We start from the raw sequence: 17,924 nt of genomic DNA, 5'->3' as shown, positions 1-17,924 counted from the left end.
GGATGATGAGAGGGGAAGCTCGCTCGTTCGCCGCCGCCCGTAAGGAACGGGCGGCGGACATCGACCGGTGGCTCACGGACCTGCTCCGGACCGCCGTAAGTCAGCGGAACGGAAAGGGCGGGCTGCTCGACCCCGAGACACGTGGCCCTGATTCACGGGGTACAGAGCGCGGCCCCCTCAGCGGGGTCGCGCTCGTCGCGGTCGGGAGCCTGGGGCGCGGGGAGCTGGCGCCCGGCAGCGACCTCGATATCGTCCTGCTCCACAACGGGCGTGACGACGTCGCCCAGATCGCCGACCGGATCTGGTATCCCATCTGGGACTCCGGGGTCGGCCTCGACCACTCGGTCCGGACCGTCGACGAGGCCGTCAAGGTCTCGCGCGAGGACCTCAAGGCCGTGCTCGGCCTGATCCAGGCCCGCCACGTCGCAGGCGACCCCGAGCTGACCCGCGCCGCGCGGGAGGCGGTGCTGGCCGAATGGCGGTCCGACTCCCGGCGCCGGCTGGCCGAGCTACGGGAGTCGGCCGACAAACGCGCCGACTCCTCGGGCGAGCTGGCCTTCCTGCTCGAGCCCGACCTCAAGGACGCCCGCGGCGGGATCCGCGACGTCCAGGCGATGCAGGCCGTGGCCGCCGCGTGGGTGGCCTCCGCGCCGGGGCCGCGGGTCCGGGAGGCCCACGAACTGCTGCTCGACATCCGCCACGGCCTCCACCTGGTGACCGCGCGCGGCACCGACCGCCTGGTGCTCCAGGAACAGGACGCCGTGGCGGGCACCCTCGGGCTGCTCGACGCCGAGGCGCTGATGCGCCGCCTGGCCGAGGCCGGGCGCACGATCGCCCACTCCTTCGACGCGACGTGGCGTACCGTCGACCGGTTGTTGTCCGGGCCGGCGCCGCGCGGGCGGCGTCCGCTGGCCGACGGCGTGGTCGAGCACGGGGGAGAGGTCGTGCTGGCGCGCGGGGTGAACCCGCGCAACGATCCCGTGCTGGTGCTGCGGGCCGCCGCCGCGGCGGCCGAGGCCGGGCTGCCGCTGGCGCCCGCCACGGTGTCGGCGCTGGCCGCCCAGTCGCCGGCGCTGCCGGTGCCCTGGCCCGACGAGGCGCGCGACGCGCTGGTGGGGCTGCTCGGGGCCGGGCGCGCGGCCGTGCCCGTCTGGGAGGAGCTCGACCAGGCGGGGGTGCTGGTACGCCTGATCCCCGACTGGGAGCGGGTCCGCCACCGGCCGCAGCGCAACCCGATCCACACCTACACGGTCGACCGGCACCTGATCGAGACCGTCGCCGGGGCCGCCGCGTTCACCCGCGAGGTGGCCCGGCCCGACCTGCTGCTCATCGGTGCGCTGCTGCACGACATCGGCAAGGGCTGGCCCGGCGACCACTCGACCACCGGCGAGGTGGTCGTCCGCGACATCGCCGCCCGCATGGGGCTGCCGTCCGCCGACGTCGAGGTGCTGGCCACGATGGTGCGCCATCACCTGCTGCTGCCCGAGACGGCGACCCGGCGCGACCTCGACGACCCGGTGACGATCTCCCGGGTGGCCGAGGCGGTCGGCTCCCACGAGGTGCTCGAACTGCTCGCCGCCCTGGCCGTGGCCGACGGCCTGGCCACTGGCCCGGCCGCCTGGAACTCCTGGAAGGCCAGCCTGGTCTCCGACCTGGTCAGGCGGGTCAGGTCGGCGCTCGCGGGCACCCCGCCCGCGCCCGCGCCCGCCCTGTCGGCCGAGCAGGCGTCGCTGGCCCGGCACGGCGGCGGCGCGATCCGCGTCAACGGGGGAGCGGTCACCGTGGTCGCCCCCGACCGGCCGGGCCTGCTCTGGCGGGCCGCCGGGGTGCTGGCCGCCCACCGCATGGTGGTGCGGTCGGCGTCGGCGGCCTCGGCCGGGTCGACGGCCGTCATCGAGTTCGCGGTGGTGCCCGAATACGGCTCCCCGCCCGATCCCGCCACGCTGGAGGCCGATCTGCGCCTGGTGCTCGCCGGGCGCCTGGACATCGAACAGCGGCTGGCCCGCCGCACCCGCTCGCTGCGCCCGCCCCGCGTGCCGGTCGCGCCGCCCCGGGTGACCCTGGTCGACGACGCCTCGAACACCGCGACCGTCGTCGAGGTCCGCGCCCACGACCGGCCCGGCCTGCTGTGGAAGATTGGCCGTGCCTTCGGCGACTGCGGCCTGGACGTCAAGGCGGCCAGAGTGGAGACTCTGGGAGCCGAGGCGGTCGACGTCTTCTACGTGGTCGACCGGGCCGGGCGCCCCATCACCGATGAGGTGCAACGTGCTCAGGTGAGGGAGCATGTCCTTTCTGCACTGCGTTGATCATGTTTGAGTGCTTCAGTCCACTTACCACTTGGTAACGATTCTGTCCTCGGCGATGGGTAACCCCGTGGCTGATCATGACCTTGTGGTCGAATTGTGCCCGCTTGTATGGCTATGTCACTTCGCGCTGTCAGGAGCGTGAAGGGCTTTTTGTCAAGTACGAATGGCGGGGGCCGGTGTCCACTCACAAGCGGGCAAGCCGTTTCGCGCTGCGCAACTGGCGGGTGCCCACAAGGCTCACCGCCCTGATCCTCGCGCCGACGCTCATCGCGGTCATCCTGGCCAGCATGCGGGTCGCCGGTTCGGTAGACAGCCTGTCCGCCTACGAGCGGACGGCGACCGCGGCGGAGTACGCCGGTCGCCTGCGGGAGCTCGCGCAGCAACTGGCGGCCGAACGCGACCACAGAGCCTGGCTCGACGGCCTGATCGGCGTGCAGAGCGCGCTGCGCAACGCCGACGAGACGATCCGCCAGCACCAGGACACGCTGTCCGAACAGAAGCTGGTCGTCGACAGTCTGATCAAGAAGTCCGCCGCCGACCTCCGCGCCGTCGACGCGTCGTTCGGGCCGCGTGTCGTCGAGGACGCCCGCCAGGTGCTCAACCGCCTGGAGACGGTGGCCGACAGTCACGCCGCCGAGCGCGATGACGACCCGAGGACCTCGGTCTTCTTCGAGTACGGCGGCACCATCGCCACCGTCCTGCGCCTGCACGACGACCTCGGCGAACTCAGCGACGACCCCGGCGTGGTCTCCGCCTCCCGCGCGCTCAGCGCGCTGGCCCACGTCAAGGACGAGGCCTCGCAGCAGCGGGCCATCATGGTCGGCGAGCTCCTGGAGCCCCGCCAGTCGTTCACCCCCGACGACCTCCAGCGCTTCCTGGGCTCGTGGTCGCGGCAGGAGACGTACGAGAGCGCCTTCAACGCCGAGGCGAACACGGCCCAGTTCCAGGCCTTCCACGCCGCCCGGATCAGCAAGGCGAGCACCGACGTCGAGATGGCCAAGGCCTGGGCGGTCGCCCTCGGCTCGCGCAACCAGCCGCTGAAGCCGATCCCCGGCCGGGTGCTGACCGCGCAGGACTGGTTCCGCGACAACGGCACCGTGCTCGACGCGATCTCCAAGGTCGAGGCCCAGGTGGCGACCGCGCTGCGGACCCGCGCCGACGACCTGCGCTCGACCGAGCGCCGCAGTGCCATCGTGGCCGGCGCGCTGATCCTCGCGCTGATCCTGCTGGTCCTGGTCACGACCGTGCTGATCGCCCGCTCGATGGTGCGCCCGCTGCGGCGGCTGCGCGCCGAGGCGCTGGACATCGCGGGCAACCGGCTGCCGGAGATCGTGCGCCGCATGCGCGAGTCGGAGACCGGCGACACCTCCCCGGCGGTGCAGCCCATCGCGGGCGACAACCAGGACGAGATCGGCGAGGTCGCCCAGGCCTTCGACGAGGTCCACCTCCAGGCGGTCAAGCTGGCGGGCGAGGAGTCCCGGCTGCGCAACAACGTCAACGCGATGTTCGTCAACCTGTCGCGGCGCACCCAGACCCTGGTCGAACGCCAGATCTCGCTGATCGACGGCCTGGAGCGCGGCGAACAGGACGGCGCCCGCCTGGCCGACCTGTTCAAGCTCGACCACCTCGCCACCCGCATGCGCCGCAACTCCGAGAACCTGCTGGTCTTGGCCGGGCACGAGACCGCGCGCAAGCGCAGCTCCCCGGCCCGGCTGGTGGACGTCGTGCGCGCCTCGTTGTCGGAGGTCGAGGACTACGAGCGGGTGACCGTGCGGGTCCACCGCTCGCCGGCCATCGCCGGGCACGCCGCCAACGACGTCGTCCACCTGGTGGCCGAGCTGGTCGAGAACGCAATCTCGTTCTCGCCGCCCAGCACCAAGGTCATCGTGTCGAGCAGCCCGATCGAGGGCGGCGCGGTGCTGCTGGCCATCACCGACAACGGCATGGGGCTCAGCCCCGACGAACTGCTGGAGATCAACACCCGGCTGGCCGAGCCGCCGGTCGTGGACGTCTCGGTCTCCCGCCGCATGGGCCTGTTCGTGGTCGGCCGCCTGGCCGGACGCCACGGCATCCGGGTCCAGCTCCGGCGCGGCGACAGCACCGGCATCATCGCGATGGTGCTGTTCCCGGCCGAGCTCATCAGCAACGCCGACGCCCCCGCCCAGCCCCCCCAGCAGCCCCAGATGACCCGGCCCCGCCCGGAACTCCCCACCGGCCCGCTGCCCGCCCTCTCGACCGGCCCGTTCACCCCCGGCCCGGCGAACACGGGCCCGGTCACCACGGGCCCGGTGGCGTCGGGCTCCTTCGGCACGGGTTCCCACGCGACCGGTCCCGTCGCGGCCGGACCAGGCGGGCTGCCTCAGCGCAAGCCACCGTCGCCCCGCACTCCGGCCGACGACTCATTCGCGCCACCTGGGGGCCGGGTGCCCCGCCAGAGCCAGCCTCCGGGTGGGACCTTCCCCGGCTTCGAACGCCGCCACCCGACGAACCCGCCGAACCCCGCCGGCCCGGCCAACTCGACCGGCCCGATCGGTTCGCCCAACTCGACGGGCCCGACTGGTTCGCCCAACTCAACTGGCCCGACTGGCTTGCCCAATTCGACGGGCCCGACTGGCTTGCCCAATTCGACGGGCCCGACTGGCTTGCCCAGCTTGACGGGCCGGATCGGTTCGCCCAACTCGACCGGCCCCGTCAACCCGGCCAACTCGACCGGGCCGATCGCCCGGATCGGCCAGCCGGGTCCGACCGGACCCGGCGGTCCCGCCGGGCTCGGTGGTCCGGCCGGGGAGACCGGGCGGTTGCGGCCGCCCACCGGGGACACCCAGCCGACGCCGCTCGCGCCCCCGTTGCCCGAGCACTCGGGCACGTTCCCCGTCCTCGGGGCACCGGCGGCGCCGGCCGTCGGGCGGCCGGTGGCCGACACGCCGCTGGAGCGGGGGGACGAGTTCCTGCCGATCTTCGCGTCGGTCGAGTCGTCGGCCTGGTTCACCCGGCCGGAGCCGCCCGCCGCCCCCGTCGCTCCTGGGGCTCCAGATGCCCCTGTGACGCCTGGGGCGAGTCCCTGGGGCCGGCATGCCGATCAGGGCTTCCAGGCGGCCCGTGCGGCCAACGAACCGGCTTCGGGGGGCGTCACACAGTCGGGGCTCCCGAAGCGGACGCCTCGTGCCAACCTGGTGCCGGGTTCCGTCGGGACGCAGCCCCAGGGAGGAAGGGGCACGCCGCCGCCGGAGTCACCCCGGCCCCAGGTGTCGCCCGAGGCCGTACGCGACCGGCTGTCCAGTTTCCAGCAGGGCGTACGCCGAGGGCGGGCCGAAAGGACGCAGGAAGGCACGGGTAATGAGGAGGAGGGCTCGTGACTGAGCTCAGTGTCGACGCCAGCAGGTTCGACTGGCTGATCACCGACTTCGTGGCAGGCACCCCAGGGGTGGCGCACGCGGTCGTGGTCTCGGCCGACGGCCTGCGCCTGGCCCACTCCAACGGGTTCCCGCCCGACCGGGCCGACCAGCTGGCCGCGGTGGCGGCCGGCCTGGCCTCCCTGACCACCGGCGCCTCCCGGGTGTTCGAGGGCGGCACGGTCCGGCAGACCGTCGTGGAGATGCAGCGCGGACTGCTCATGGTGATGTCGATCAGTGACGGTTCGGCCCTCGCGGTACTGGCGTCACACGATTGTGATCTGGGCCTTGTCGCGTACCAGATGACCCTTCTGGTGGAGCGCGCCGGACAGGCGCTGACCCCGGCTCTGCGTGCCGAGCTGCACTCGGCGCGGCGGTGATGCCCGATGCGCGCGGGTGAGGGGACCGAGGACGAACCCCTTTTCCGTCCTTACGCCGTCACCGGAGGACGCGCCGAGCCGCGTTACCATCTGGCGATGGAGACGCTGGTCTCCACGGCGACCATGATGGGCGATGACTACTCCCTGCTCGGCCCCGAGCAGGAGGCGATCATGACGCTCTGCCGATCCGTGCGATCGGTCGCGGAGATCTCCGCGCTGCTCCGGGTCCCCCTCGGGGTGGCACGGGTGCTGATCGCCGACATGGCCGACGAAGGGCTGGTGCGACTGCACATGCCACAGCTCATCAGCTCTGGTCAGCCCGACCTTAACTTGCTCGAAAGGGTGCTCAGTGGACTTCGCAGGCTCTAGTCGCGGCCTGACCTCGACGAAGATCGTCGTGGCGGGTGGTTTCGGCGTGGGCAAGACGACGTTCGTCGGCGCCGTCTCGGAGATCCTTCCGCTGACGACCGAGGCCGTCATGACCGACGCCAGCGCGGGGATCGACGACCTCGGGCTCACGCCCGAGAAGACGACCACCACGGTGGCCATGGACTTCGGTCGTCTCTCGCTCGATCAGGACCTCATCCTTTACCTGTTCGGAACCCCCGGGCAGCACAGGTTCTGGTTCATGTGGGACGATCTGGTCCGCGGCGCGATCGGCGCGGTCGTTCTGGTCGACAGCCGCAGGCTTGCCGACAGCTTCCCGGCGATCGACTACTTCGAGGAGGCGCAGCTTCCGTTCGTCGTGGCGCTGAACGGGTGGGACGGCGTGTTCATGCACGCCGAGGAGCAGATTCGCGAGGCCCTGTCGCTGCAGCCGCACGTGCCCATCGTGCGGACGGACGCGCGGTCCCGCGAAGCCGTCAAGTCCACCCTGATCACCCTTGTTGAGTACGTACTGACCGTACGTTCCGCATACGGTCGGCAATACTGATCGGGAACAATCCGCACCTCACGGGCATTGAGGGCCATCTGTCCCCGGCAGGTGGCCCATGTTTTTGTCCGGGTTGTGGTGGTTTGTGGATGTTTGTGAGTTGGAGTCCCATTTCACTGGTTGACAGGATGCTGAAGCATCCTTCAAATCGAAGTGTGAACGTCCAGCTAACAATGTCCTGAAAAGTCTTGATCTGTGTTGATACGTACTGCAACACTCCCCCTTTGGTCTGCCCCCCTGCAGGCCACCAGGCAAATTTCAGAAGGAGTAGCGGTCGTGTCCCGAATCCGGCACACCCGTCATCTGCCGGCTGTTGTCACCGCCGCCGGCCTTGTCCTCGCCCTGGCCGCGTGTGGCGGCTCCAACTCCGCCAACACGGCGGAGGGCACCGCGCCGAGCGCCACCGCCGCGCAGCTCGACCCGAACGCCAATCTCACCAAGCAGAGCCTCACCTTCACGATCTGGGACGGTTACAGCCCCGAGGATCTGGACAAGCGCGTCAAGGAGAAGCTCGGCTTCACCATCAAGAAGGCCATTCACGACACCAACGAGACCGCGATGGCGAAGATCACGGCCTCCAAGGGTGAGGGCTTCGACGTGGCCTTCGTGTCGGGTCAGTACGCCCAGGCCCTCAACGAGGCAGGCCTGCTGGAGCCCCTGCACAAGGAGCTCATCCCGAACCTCGCGAACCTCTACCCCGAGGCCTCGAACCTGTCCTACGACAAGGGCAACAACTTCTCGGTTCCCTACACCTGGGGCACGACCGGCATCTGCTACCGGACCGACCTGGTGAAGCCCGCTCCCACGAGCTGGAACGATCTTCTCAAGCCGAAGCCGGAGTACGAGAAGAAGATCACCCTCATGACCACCGAGCGCTGGCTCGCGCTGCCCGCCCTCAAGGCCATGAACGCGTCGATCAACACCACCGACGACGCCGTGATCGCCAAGGCCAAGGAGATGCTGGAGGCCGCCAAGCCCAAGCTGCTGGCCTTCGACGACACCGACTTCGGCGCCAAGGTCACCAAGGGCGAGGCCGTCATGGCCGAGGCCTGGGACGGCTGGTGCCCCACCGGTGAGCCCAACGTCGGCTTCGTCGTGCCCAAGGAGGGCAGCGACCTCTGGGTGGACACGATGGTGATCCTGAAGGCGTCCAAGAACAAGGAAGCCGCGCACGCCTTCATCAACTTCATCCTCGACCCGGAGCAGCACGGCTGGGCCGCCCAGAACATCCTCTACAAGGTTCCCAACAAGGCCGCGATGGAGAAGATCCCGGCCGAGGTCCTCGCCTCGAACGAGCCGCTGAAGTACACGCCGGCCGACCTGCTGCAGGGCGAGTCGATCATCGACCTGGGCGCCGACTCGGTGAAGTACACGACCCTGTCGACCGAGGTCACCGCCGCGCAGTGACGCTGTGACGGGCACCGCGGCGGAGTCCCCGGGGGCTTCGCCGCTTTTCGCCGCGAGCGTTGGAACGATCGTTTACCGCGAGAAGAGAACCCCAATGTCTGCTGAGAAGCCGCTGACCGTCCTGTTCATGCCGGAGAGCGCGTACGGGCCCACCAACAACTGCATCGGCATCGGAGACGTCCTGCTCAAGCGCGGCCACCGTGTGGTGTTCGCGGCCGAGGCGTCGTGGAAGGGCAAGCTGACCGCCCTCGGGTTCGAGGAGGACCTGGTCGACCTCGCCCCGCCGGCCGACGACGCCGAGGAGCAGGACGCGGGCCAGTTCTGGAAGGACTTCATCCGCGACACCGCGCCCGAATACCGCAAGTCGACGCAGGAGCAGCTCGAGACGGTCACCAAGCCGATCTGGGACGCCCTCATCGACGGCGCCAAGTACTGCGAGCCCCAGCTCAAGGCGATCATCGAGCGGGTGAAGCCCGACGTCATCGTCGAGGACAACGTCATCACCTTCCCCGCGCTGCTCACCGCGGGCGTGCCGTTCGTGCGCATCATGTCGTGCAACCCGCTGGAGATGCGCGGCGAGGGCGTCGCCCCGGTCTTCTCGGGTCTCCCGGCCACCGGTGAGGGGTGGAAGGAGTTCAACGAGGAGTACGACCGCACCCACCGCGAGATCTGGACGGCGTTCAACGAGTGGGTCGTGGAGCAGGGCGCCCCGCCGCTCCCGGACCTCGACTTCATCCACGAGGGTGACGCCAATCTCTACGTTTACCCCGAATTCCTCGACTACACTGTCGAGCGCCCGCTCGGGCCTTCGTGGACCCGGTTGGATTCGTCGGTACGCGAGACGGACGAAGACTTCACGTTGCCGTTCGAGCGCGGTGACAACGCGCTGATCTACTTCTCGCTCGGTTCGCTCGGCTCGGCCGACGTCGAGCTGATGCGCCGGGTGATCGACGTGCTGTCGCGTACGCCGCATCAGTACATCGTCTCCAAGGGCCCCCTCCACGAGGAGATCGAGTTGGCCTCCAACATGTGGGGCGCCGAGTTCGTCCCCCAGACGAAGATCATCCCGCTGGTGGACCTCGTCATCACCCACGGCGGCAACAACACCACCACCGAGGCGCTGCACTTCGGCAAGCCGATGATCGTGCTGCCCCTGTTCTGGGACCAGTACGACAACGCCCAGCGTGTCGACGAGAAGGGCTACGGCGTCCGGCTGGACACCTACAAGTTCTCCGACGAGGAGCTCATCGGGGCCGTCGACCGCCTGCTCGGCGACTCCGCCCTCCGCGCCGACCTGGCCGCGAAGGGGGAGGAGCTCCGCCGCCGAGACGGCCTCCGCGTGGCCGCGGACGTCATCGAGAAGGTCGCGGCCAAGTAATAAGCACCAATCGCACTGAATGTCCGATTCGGCGAGCCAGGCGTAATTCGCTGATCTGGTAACAGTGTGTTCCAATTTCTGGTGCCATAGAGGGCAACAGGTGTGACAGGCGAGAGGTTGTAAAAGCCAGTGACAACGCACGACCCGAGAGGTGGCCTCGGCATCGAGGCAGGCGTGCAGGAGAAGGCGGCGCCCGCCCCCGCCGCCAAAGCTCCAGGGGCCGCGTTCATGCGGCTGGGAAACTGGCGGGTGCGGTCCCGTCTCGTCGCCCTGATCCTGCTCCCGACGGTGGTCGGTGTCATCTTCGCGGCGGTGCAGCTCACCTCCGCGATCAACACCTCCGCCGAGTACCGGAGACTGACCGAGGTCGCGCGGCTCGTGGTCCAGCTCGACGAGCTGAACCACGAGCTGGCCAAGGAACGTGACTACACGGCCCTGTTCATCCAGGACGGCCGCAGGAACAGCCGGTTCGACGAGGTCCAGAAGGTCTCGGGCGACGTCGACGTGCTTTCCGGCAAGGCGGTTGCCACGCTCCAGTCGCTCGACTCCAGCCACTCGGCCCGTGTGCTCAGCCGGGCCGCGAAGATCGCCGGATGGCTCCGGGGTCTGCCCGGTCTCCGTGAAGGCGTCCTCGAGAACGACAGCGTGCCCGCCCGAGCGGCCATCGTGATGTACACGACGATGATCTCGGAGCTCACCTCGCTCCACGAAGACCTGATCCGCTCCGCCGGCTCCGACGAACGCCTGTTCGCCGACACCACCGCCCTGGCCGCCTTCACCCGCGCCAAAGAAGACATCTCCAAGAGCCGCGGCCTGCTGGCCATCACGCTCGCGAGCCGGCCGCAGCAGCGCAACGTCAGGTTCGACTACGACGACCTGTCCGACTTCCTGAGCGCCGGCCGCTCGCAGGACGCCGAGCTCGCGATCTTCCAGAGCGAGGCCTCGCCGGCCGACAACTCGTTCTACCGCCAGACGGTCAGGGGCGAGATGACCGAGCGCGCCCACTCGATGCGCGCCGCCGCCCTCGCCCAGCTCCGCCAGTTCAACGGAGCCATCCAGGACCTCGACCGCACCCGCAACGACGACCTGCAGCGCTGGTTCGACTCGACCACCGCGACCATCGACCTGATGCGCGAGGTCGAGAAGCGGGTCGGCGACTCGGTCGTCAACCAGTCGGTCACCCTCCAGGACGCCGAGCAGCGCAGCGCCATCGTGTCCGGTGTGCTGATCGTGGTCCTGCTGCTCGTGGTCCTCGTCATCACCACCCTGGTCGCCGGTTCGCTCACCCGGCCGCTGCGCCGCCTGCGCCGCGAGGCGCTGGAGATCGCCGGTTCGCGGCTTCCCGACACGGTCCAGAAGCTGCGCGAGTCCGGTGAGGCCGCCGACCTGCCCGTGGTCACCCCGATCGGCGTCACCACCTCCGACGAGATCGGTGAAGTGGCGCGCGCCTTCGACGAGGTCCACCGCGAGGCGATCCGGCTGGCCGGTGACGAAGCCCGCCTGCGGAGCAACGTCAACTCGATGTTCGTCAACCTCTCCCGCCGCACCCAGACGCTGGTGGAACGCCAGCTGTCCCTCATCGACGGCCTGGAGCAGGGCGAGCAGGACGAGACGCGACTGGGCAACCTGTTCAAGCTCGACCACCTGGCGACGCGCATGCGCCGCAACTCCGAGAACCTCCTGGTCCTCGCCGGCCAGGAACCCGCCCGCCGCTGGGGCCAGCCGGTCCCGATCGTCGACGTCGTCCGCGCCTCCCTCTCCGAGGTCGAGAACTACGAACGCGTCGCCATCCAGGTGCAGTCGGGCGCGGCCGTCGTCGGTCAGTCCGTCAACGACGTCGTCCACCTCATCGCCGAGCTGGTCGAGAACGCCATCTCCTTCTCCCCGCGCGAGACCCGCGTCACCGTGTCGAGCAACCGCATCGACGGCGGCGGTCTGATGATCTCCGTAAGTGACGTCGGCATCGGCATGACCGGCGACGAGCTCGCCGCCGCCAACTGGCGCCTGGCCAACCCGCCGGTCGTCGACGTGTCGGTGTCGCGCCGGATGGGCCTGTTCGTGGTCGGCCGCCTGGCCCTGCGCCACGGCATCCGCGTCCAGCTCCGCCAGCAGGACGTCGGCGGCCTCACCGCGATGGTGCTGCTGCCCGAGAGCCTGCTCGCCCAGCCCGCCGGCGCCTTCCCCGGCGCCCCGCAGCAGGGCCTGCCCGCCAACGCCCAGCCCGGGCTGCCCGGTTCGCCGACCGGTTCGTTCGGCACGCCGGCCCCCGTCGCGTTCGGGCAGCAGCCCGCGCTGGCCAGCCCGACCCCGTTCGAGACGGCGCCCCGGCCCTTCGGCAGCGACGGGCCGCCCGACCCGTGGGGCAGCACCACCGGGGGCACGCCGTTCGACTCCTCGTTCGGCCAGCTCCCGCAGCGCAACCCCTTCGACAACCCCCCGGCCAACACCCTGCCTCCCGCCGGGCCCCCCGCAGGGCCGCCCGCCACGCAGCGCAACCCCTTCGACCAGCCGGAGCGCGACCCCTTCGCGCCCATGCCGGAGCGGGGCTCCTTCGACACCGGCCCGCGGATGTTCGGCGGCGGTCCGAGCCCGACCGACACCGGTCCGTTCGACCGCAACGCGTTCGCCCGCGGCCCGCTCGACAGCGGCGCCTTCGAGCCGCCCGCCTACGACCAGCGGGGTGGCTTCGACACCGGTGGTCACACCATGGGCGGCTTCCCGTCGGGCGGCTACCCGCATCCGGGTGCCAACGACACGCCGTGGCCGGGCCAGACGCCCGGCGTCGGCACCCCCGCATGGCCCGGCGGACCGGCCGAGAACGGTTCCTGGCCGGGCACGCCCGCGCAGCGCGGGCCCTTCGAACCTGATGTCGACAACACCGGACCGCTTCCCGCGGTCCGCAACTCGCCCCTCGACGAGATCGACGAGTTCCTGCCGATCTTCGCCGCCGTGGAGTCCGACTGGTTCCGGCGCGCGCCGGACCAGCCCGAGGTTCCCGGTGACGACGAGAGCCCCGGTGAGCGCACCGCGTGGTCGTCCCCCGCGGTGGACGCCGGCTGGCAGGCCGCCCAGGCGGCGGCCGAGCCCTCACTCGGCGGAATCACCTCGTCCGGCCTGCCGAAGCGGGTGCCCAAGGCCAACCTGGTGCCGGGCTCGGCCGATCTGGCCGCGTCCTCGGCTCCCGTGCCGGTGGCTCCCGCGCCGTCGCTGTCGCCCGATCGCGTGCGCAACCGCCTGGCCAGCTTCCAGGCCGGCGTACGCCAGGGCCGCGCGGTGGCGAGGGGAGACATCAGCGAGGAGCAGGGTTGGCCCGGGGCAAACCCCGCCCAGGGTCAGGGTCAAGAGACCGATAAGGATGAGGCATGAGGGAAATGAGCCAGGCCGCTCGCGGCGTCAATTGGCTGATCACAGACTTCGTGAACAACGTGCCCGGCGTGGCGCACACGGTTGTGGTCTCCGCTGACGGGTTGCCCCTGGCGTTCTCGGAGGGATTCCCGAAGGACCGCGCCGACCAGCTCGCGGCCGTGGCCGCCGGGCTGATCTCCTTGACGCAGGGCGCCTCGCGGGTCTTCGAGGGTGGAGCCGTGACGCAGACCGTGGTCGAGATGCAGCGTGGGCTGCTGTTGATCATGTCGATCAGCGATGGTTCCTGTCTGGCCGTGCTCGCCGCGGCCGACTGTGACATGGGTCTGGTGGCCTACCAGATGACGCTGCTGGTCGAGCGGGCGGGTCAGGTCCTGACCCCGGCCGTCCGCGCCGAGCTCCAGGCTTCCCACCCCCGTTGATCGAGATTAGGAGGTCGCCGTGGCAGGCGGCTGGACAGGTGAGCCCCCGGCGGAGCAAAGTTCGCTGGTGCGCCCCTATGCGGTGACCGGTGGGCGCACGGCCCCGCGAGTTCAGCTCGCCATGGAGGCACTCGTCTCCTCTGTCATAGCGGCGCACGTGGACCTCTCGACCATGCCCCCGGAACGGCAGGCGATCACGTCGCTCTGCCGTCAGGTCAGGTCGGTCGCGGAGATCTCGGCAATGCTGCGCATGCCCCTGGGCGTGACGCGGGTGGTCATCGCCGACATGGCGGCGGAGGGCCTGGTGCAGGTGCACCAGCCGCAGCTCGACGCGGGTAAGCCGGATCTGGGTTTGTTGGAAAGGGTGCTCAGTGGACTTCGCAGGCTCTAGCCGGGGCCTGACCTCGACGAAGATCGTCGTGGCGGGTGGCTTCGGCGTCGGCAAGACGACATTCGTCGGTGCGGTGTCGGAGATCGTGCCGCTCACGACCGAGGCGGTGATGACCGACGCGTCGGAGGGCATCGACGACGTCGGCCTGACCCCGCACAAGACCACCACGACCGTGGCGATGGACTTCGGCCGGGTGTCGCTCGACCAGGATCTGATCCTCTACCTGTTCGGCACGCCCGGTCAGCACCGCTTCTGGTTCATGTGGGACGACCTGGTGCGGGGCGCCATCGGCGCCGTCGTGCTGGTCGACACGCGCCGCCTCGCCGACAGCTTCCCGGCCGTCGACTACTTCGAGGAGGCGCAGCTCCCCTTCGTGATCGGCATCAACGGGTTCGACGGCAGCTTCCCCCACGGGGAGAACGAGGTGCGCGAGGCGTTGTCGCTGTCGCCGCACACCCCGATCGTGCGCACCGACGCGCGGTCCCGTGACTCGGTGAAGAACACGCTCATCACCCTGGTGGAACACGCTTTGACGATGCGGGTCGCGGTCCCCGGCTGGCAGCGCTAGCCGGGGACCCCGGTCCCGTCTTAAACGGGTACGGCCTCGATGACGCTGGCCCACCCGGGAAGCGGCAGGATCCGCGCCGTGGTGAGGCCGCTCTTCTCCAGCAGCGTCTGATACTCGGCGGGCGTGCGCTCCATGCCGCCGCCCGACAGCGACAACATCCGGATGTCGCCGTCCTTGCCCACGTGGGGCGAGTCGTCGTCGCTCAGCACGATCTCCAGGATCAGCACCCGTCCGTCGTCGGGCATGGCCGCCCGGACGTTGCGCAGGATCCGCACGCTGTCCTCGTCGCTCCAGTTGTGGATGACGTTGGCCAGCAGGAACACGTCCGGGCCGCTCGGGATGCCGGCGAAGAAGTCGCCGACGACGAACTCGCAGCGGTCGGCGAGGCCCGCCTCGGTGAGCGCGTCCCGCCCGTTGCCGAGCACCCGCTCCAGGTCGAACAGCACGCCCTGCAGGTGCGGGTTGGCCGTGAGCAGCGCGCCCAGGATGTGCCCGCGCCCGCCGCCCAGGTCGATGACCTTCCGGGCGCCGCTCAGGTCGTAGTTGTCGGCCAGGCCGGAGGCGAAGGGCTCGGCGCGGATCGTCATGTAGTGGTCGAACAGCACCGCGATCTCGGGATTGCGGCCGACGTACTCGTAGACGTGGCCGAACTTCTCCTTGAAGGCGCTCTTCCCGGTGCGCACCGTCTGCGGGAGCCGGCCCATGGCGTACCAGAAGGCCTCCTCGCCGACCATGCGCACGGCCGAACGGACCGAACCTGGCACGTCCTCGCGCAGCAGGTGGCCCGACTCGGTGAGCTCGTATCCTTCGGGGACGGTGCGCAGGAAGCCCATCGACGCCACCTCACGCAGCGTCCGGTGCAGCGACAGCGGGTCGGCGCCGCAGCGCTCGGCCAGCACGTCAGCCGTCAGCGGGCCGGCCGCGAGATGGTCGGCGCAGCCCAGCTCCGCCATCGTGGCGAGGGCGGCGAAGCGGGAGATCCCGTAGATCGCTTCCCATACCGGGGCGGCCGGGTCGTTCTGGGTCACCTGGTCTCCACTCCGTTTCGGTGAGGGGTCATGCCGCGGACGAGACGGCCGACTTCGGCGCGGAGCCGGACGAAGGCGTCGAGTTCACGGGTGTGGATCTGGTCGCGCGGCCCGGGGAGCTGGACGGGCAGGTCGCCCACCACCGTTCCCGGGGCCTTGCTGAGCACCACGACGCGGTCGCCGACGTAGACGCTCTCGTCGACGTCGTGGGTGATCAGCAGGATGGTCATGCCGTGGTGGGCGCAGACGCGGAGGGTCAGGTCCTCCAGCTCCTCGCGGGTCTGCGCGTCGACCGAGCCGAAGGGCTCGTCCATCAGCAGCAGCTTCGGCTGGTAGGCGAGCGCGCGGGCGATCGACACCCGCTGCTGCATGCCGCCGGACATCTCCCACGGGAACTTGGCCGCGGCCCCGGCCAGGCCGACCTGTTCGAGGGCGGCCATGGCGGCGGCCTCGCGCCGCTTCTTGTCCAGGCCCCGGCGGCGCAGCGGCAGGCCGACGTTGGCCAGCGCCGACATCCACGGGTAGAGCGAGCGGCTGTAGTCCTGGAAGACCACGGCCAGGTTCTCGGGGCTGCCGTCGACGGGCCTGCCGTCGAGCAGGACGTTGCCGCCGGTGGGTTTGATCAGCCCCGCGATCGACCGCAGCAGGGTCGACTTGCCGCAGCCCGACGGCCCGACGATGCAGACCACCTCGCCCTGGGCGACCTTCAGGTTGACGCGGTCGATGGCCCGGTAGGAGCCGTAGGTGTGGCTCAGATCGACTAACTCAAGCACCGGATCTTCCTAAACGTTGCGCCTGGCGTTGGCGTGCCAGGACAGGACGCGGCCCTCGGCGACGAGGAACAGGGCGTTGAACAGCAGGCCGAGCACGCCGAGCAGGACGATGTGCGCCCAGACCCCGGCGTAGTCGTAGGACTGCTGCGCGTAGAGCAGGCTGTAGCCGATGCCGCTGTTGCTGCCGACGAGTTCCGACACCACCATCAGGATCAGCGCCAGCGACAGGCTCAGCCGGAGGCCCGCGAAGATCTTCGGCATGGCCGAGGGCAGGATGACGCGGCGGAGGATGTCGTACCGGCTGAACTGGAAGACCCGTGCGGTCTCCAGGAAGCCCTTGTCGACCGCGCGGACGCCGTCGGTCGTGTTGACCAGCACCGGCCAGATGACGCCGAAGACGATGACGGCGAGCTGCGTGGGGGTGCCGACCTTGAACAGCACGAAGAAGATGGGCACCAGCAGCGGCGGCGGCAGGGCACGCAGGAACTGCAGCACCGGGTCGGTGTAATCGGCCAGGCCGCGGATGCGGCCGAGGGCCACCCCGAGGGCGATGCCCAGCACGCCGGCGATGGTCCAGCCGGCGAGCAGCCGGCCCAGGCTGGGCCCGAAGGTGTCGAGCGCGCTGTCGGTCAGCAGGAGCTGGGAGACGGGGCCGCTCAGCCACATGTCGTAGAACTGGCCCGCGATCCGGCTGGGCGGGGGGAAGAACGGCGATCCGGCCATCCGGGTGAGCAGTTCCCACAACACCAGCGTCACGGGCACGATCCAGAACCGGAGCACGCCGGAGGTCGCTCGTCTCACGTGGCGGCCCCCGCTCTGGCGCGGTGCCACCGGAACAACCGGTTCTCGCCGGCCACGAGCAGCGCGTTGACCAGGATGCCGAACAGGCCGACCAGGATGGTGGCGCCGATCATCAGGTCGAGCCGGTTGCCGCTCGCCGCGATGGTGATGTAGACGCCGATGCCCTCGATGCCGCCGGCGATCAGTTCCGACGTCACGACCAGGACGATCGCGACCGAGGCGGCCAGCCGGATGCCGGTGGCGATGAAGGGCGCGGCGCCCGGCAGCACCACCCGGTAGGCGACCGATCCGGGACCGAAGCCGAAGCTGCGCAGGGTCTCCTTGGCCAGCGGGTCGATGTCGCGCACGCCGTAGATGGTGTTGATGAGCACGGGCCACAGGGCGGCGTACACCGCGACCGTGATCCGCATGTGGGTGGTCTCCGAGTAGAGCAGGATGACCAGGGGGATCAGCGCGACCGAGGGGATCGGCCGCAGGAACTCGATCAGCGGCCGCACCGCCACCTCGGCGGGTTTGACCATGCCGAGCAGCAGCCCGGCCGGCACGGCGATCGCGATCGTCACCAGCAGCGCCAGCGCCCACGTGGTCAGGCTCGACCGGGCGCTGACGAGGAACTCGGGGTCGGCCAGCAGTTCGCCGGCCCGCAGCAGGACGGTGGAGACGAGGGGCAGCCTCTCGGTGTCCCACGCACCCAGCCGGCCGGCCGCCTCCAGAACGACGAGCAGCCCCGCGGTCCCGATGAGACCGCGGAGCAGACTCGCCCCGTTTACCTTCGGCACGT

The 17,924-nt window shown here is 70.2% G+C and carries 15 protein-coding genes; 11 read left to right on the top strand and 4 right to left on the bottom strand.

The window, feature by feature from the left end:
• Positions 1–5 precede the first annotated feature (5 nt).
• The 11 genes from GT755_RS20430 to GT755_RS20380 all read left to right on the top strand — a co-directional run bounded on the left by GT755_RS20430 (position 6) and on the right by GT755_RS20380 (position 14,541).
• Positions 6–2,306: a [protein-PII] uridylyltransferase gene (locus GT755_RS20430; RefSeq protein WP_161481282.1), complete on the top strand. Its 2,301-nt coding sequence runs from the start codon at positions 6–8 to the stop codon at positions 2,304–2,306.
• A gap of 176 nt (positions 2,307–2,482) precedes the next feature.
• The gene (locus tag GT755_RS20425) at positions 2,483–5,662 is read left to right on the top strand and encodes a nitrate- and nitrite sensing domain-containing protein (protein WP_161481281.1); all 3,180 of its coding nucleotides are present in this window, start codon (positions 2,483–2,485) and stop codon (positions 5,660–5,662) included.
• Entirely contained in the window at positions 5,659–6,078 is a 420-nt protein-coding gene (locus GT755_RS20420; RefSeq protein WP_030455642.1) for a roadblock/LC7 domain-containing protein, read from the top strand. Before GT755_RS20425 ends, GT755_RS20420 begins: the two co-directional genes overlap by 4 nt.
• A gap of 6 nt (positions 6,079–6,084) precedes the next feature.
• A complete protein-coding gene (locus GT755_RS20415) occupies positions 6,085–6,447 on the top strand; it encodes a DUF742 domain-containing protein (RefSeq protein WP_030455643.1) in 363 nt (120 codons plus the stop codon).
• Positions 6,448–6,454: 7 nt separating this feature from the next.
• Positions 6,455–7,012 (top strand): GTP-binding protein, encoded by a 558-nt coding sequence (locus GT755_RS20410; protein WP_034385780.1) that lies wholly within the window; start codon positions 6,455–6,457, stop codon positions 7,010–7,012.
• Between the two features lie 276 nt (positions 7,013–7,288).
• Entirely contained in the window at positions 7,289–8,419 is a 1,131-nt protein-coding gene (locus tag GT755_RS20405; protein WP_161481280.1) for a polyamine ABC transporter substrate-binding protein, read from the top strand.
• A 94-nt stretch (positions 8,420–8,513) separates the two neighbouring features.
• On the top strand, positions 8,514–9,797 hold the full coding sequence (locus GT755_RS20400; protein WP_161481279.1) for a glycosyltransferase: 1,284 nt from the start codon (positions 8,514–8,516) through the stop codon (positions 9,795–9,797).
• A gap of 129 nt (positions 9,798–9,926) precedes the next feature.
• Entirely contained in the window at positions 9,927–13,163 is a 3,237-nt protein-coding gene (locus GT755_RS20395; RefSeq protein ID WP_161481278.1) for a nitrate- and nitrite sensing domain-containing protein, read from the top strand.
• Positions 13,160–13,582 carry a roadblock/LC7 domain-containing protein gene (locus tag GT755_RS20390; RefSeq protein WP_030455648.1) on the top strand — a complete coding sequence of 141 codons (423 nt, stop codon included), beginning with the start codon at positions 13,160–13,162 and terminating at the stop codon, positions 13,580–13,582. Before GT755_RS20395 ends, GT755_RS20390 begins: the two co-directional genes overlap by 4 nt.
• Positions 13,583–13,601: 19 nt before the next feature.
• The gene (locus tag GT755_RS20385) at positions 13,602–13,973 is read left to right on the top strand and encodes a DUF742 domain-containing protein (protein WP_030455649.1); all 372 of its coding nucleotides are present in this window, start codon (positions 13,602–13,604) and stop codon (positions 13,971–13,973) included.
• 7 nt (positions 13,974–13,980) lie between these two features.
• A complete protein-coding gene (locus GT755_RS20380) occupies positions 13,981–14,541 on the top strand; it encodes a GTP-binding protein (RefSeq protein ID WP_034385786.1) in 561 nt (186 codons plus the stop codon).
• A 20-nt stretch (positions 14,542–14,561) separates the two neighbouring features.
• On the opposite strand, the gene GT755_RS20375 is transcribed toward GT755_RS20380, so the two are convergent.
• The 4 genes from GT755_RS20375 to GT755_RS20360 are packed head-to-tail and all read right to left on the bottom strand — an operon-like array spanning position 14,562 to position 17,922.
• Positions 14,562–15,569 carry a methyltransferase gene (locus GT755_RS20375; RefSeq protein WP_328794434.1) on the bottom strand — a complete coding sequence of 336 codons (1,008 nt, stop codon included), beginning with the start codon at positions 15,567–15,569 and terminating at the stop codon, positions 14,562–14,564.
• Complete coding sequence (locus GT755_RS20370) at positions 15,566–16,342, bottom strand: ABC transporter ATP-binding protein (RefSeq protein WP_161481277.1); 777 nt, start codon at positions 16,340–16,342, stop codon at positions 15,566–15,568. The genes GT755_RS20375 and GT755_RS20370 overlap by 4 nt, the downstream gene beginning before the upstream one ends.
• Positions 16,343–16,351: 9 nt before the next feature.
• The gene (locus GT755_RS20365) at positions 16,352–17,143 is read right to left on the bottom strand and encodes an ABC transporter permease (RefSeq protein WP_328794433.1); all 792 of its coding nucleotides are present in this window, start codon (positions 17,141–17,143) and stop codon (positions 16,352–16,354) included.
• Complete coding sequence (locus GT755_RS20360; protein WP_161481276.1) at positions 17,140–17,922, bottom strand: ABC transporter permease; 783 nt, start codon at positions 17,920–17,922, stop codon at positions 17,140–17,142. Before GT755_RS20360 ends, GT755_RS20365 begins: the two co-directional genes overlap by 4 nt.
• Positions 17,923–17,924: the final 2 nt, after the last annotated feature.

The sequence above is a fragment of the Herbidospora solisilvae genome (genome assembly GCF_009901565.1).
Classification (GTDB): Bacteria; Actinomycetota; Actinomycetes; order Streptosporangiales; family Streptosporangiaceae; genus Herbidospora; species Herbidospora solisilvae.
This window is presented reverse-complemented; position numbering and strand designations above follow the sequence as displayed.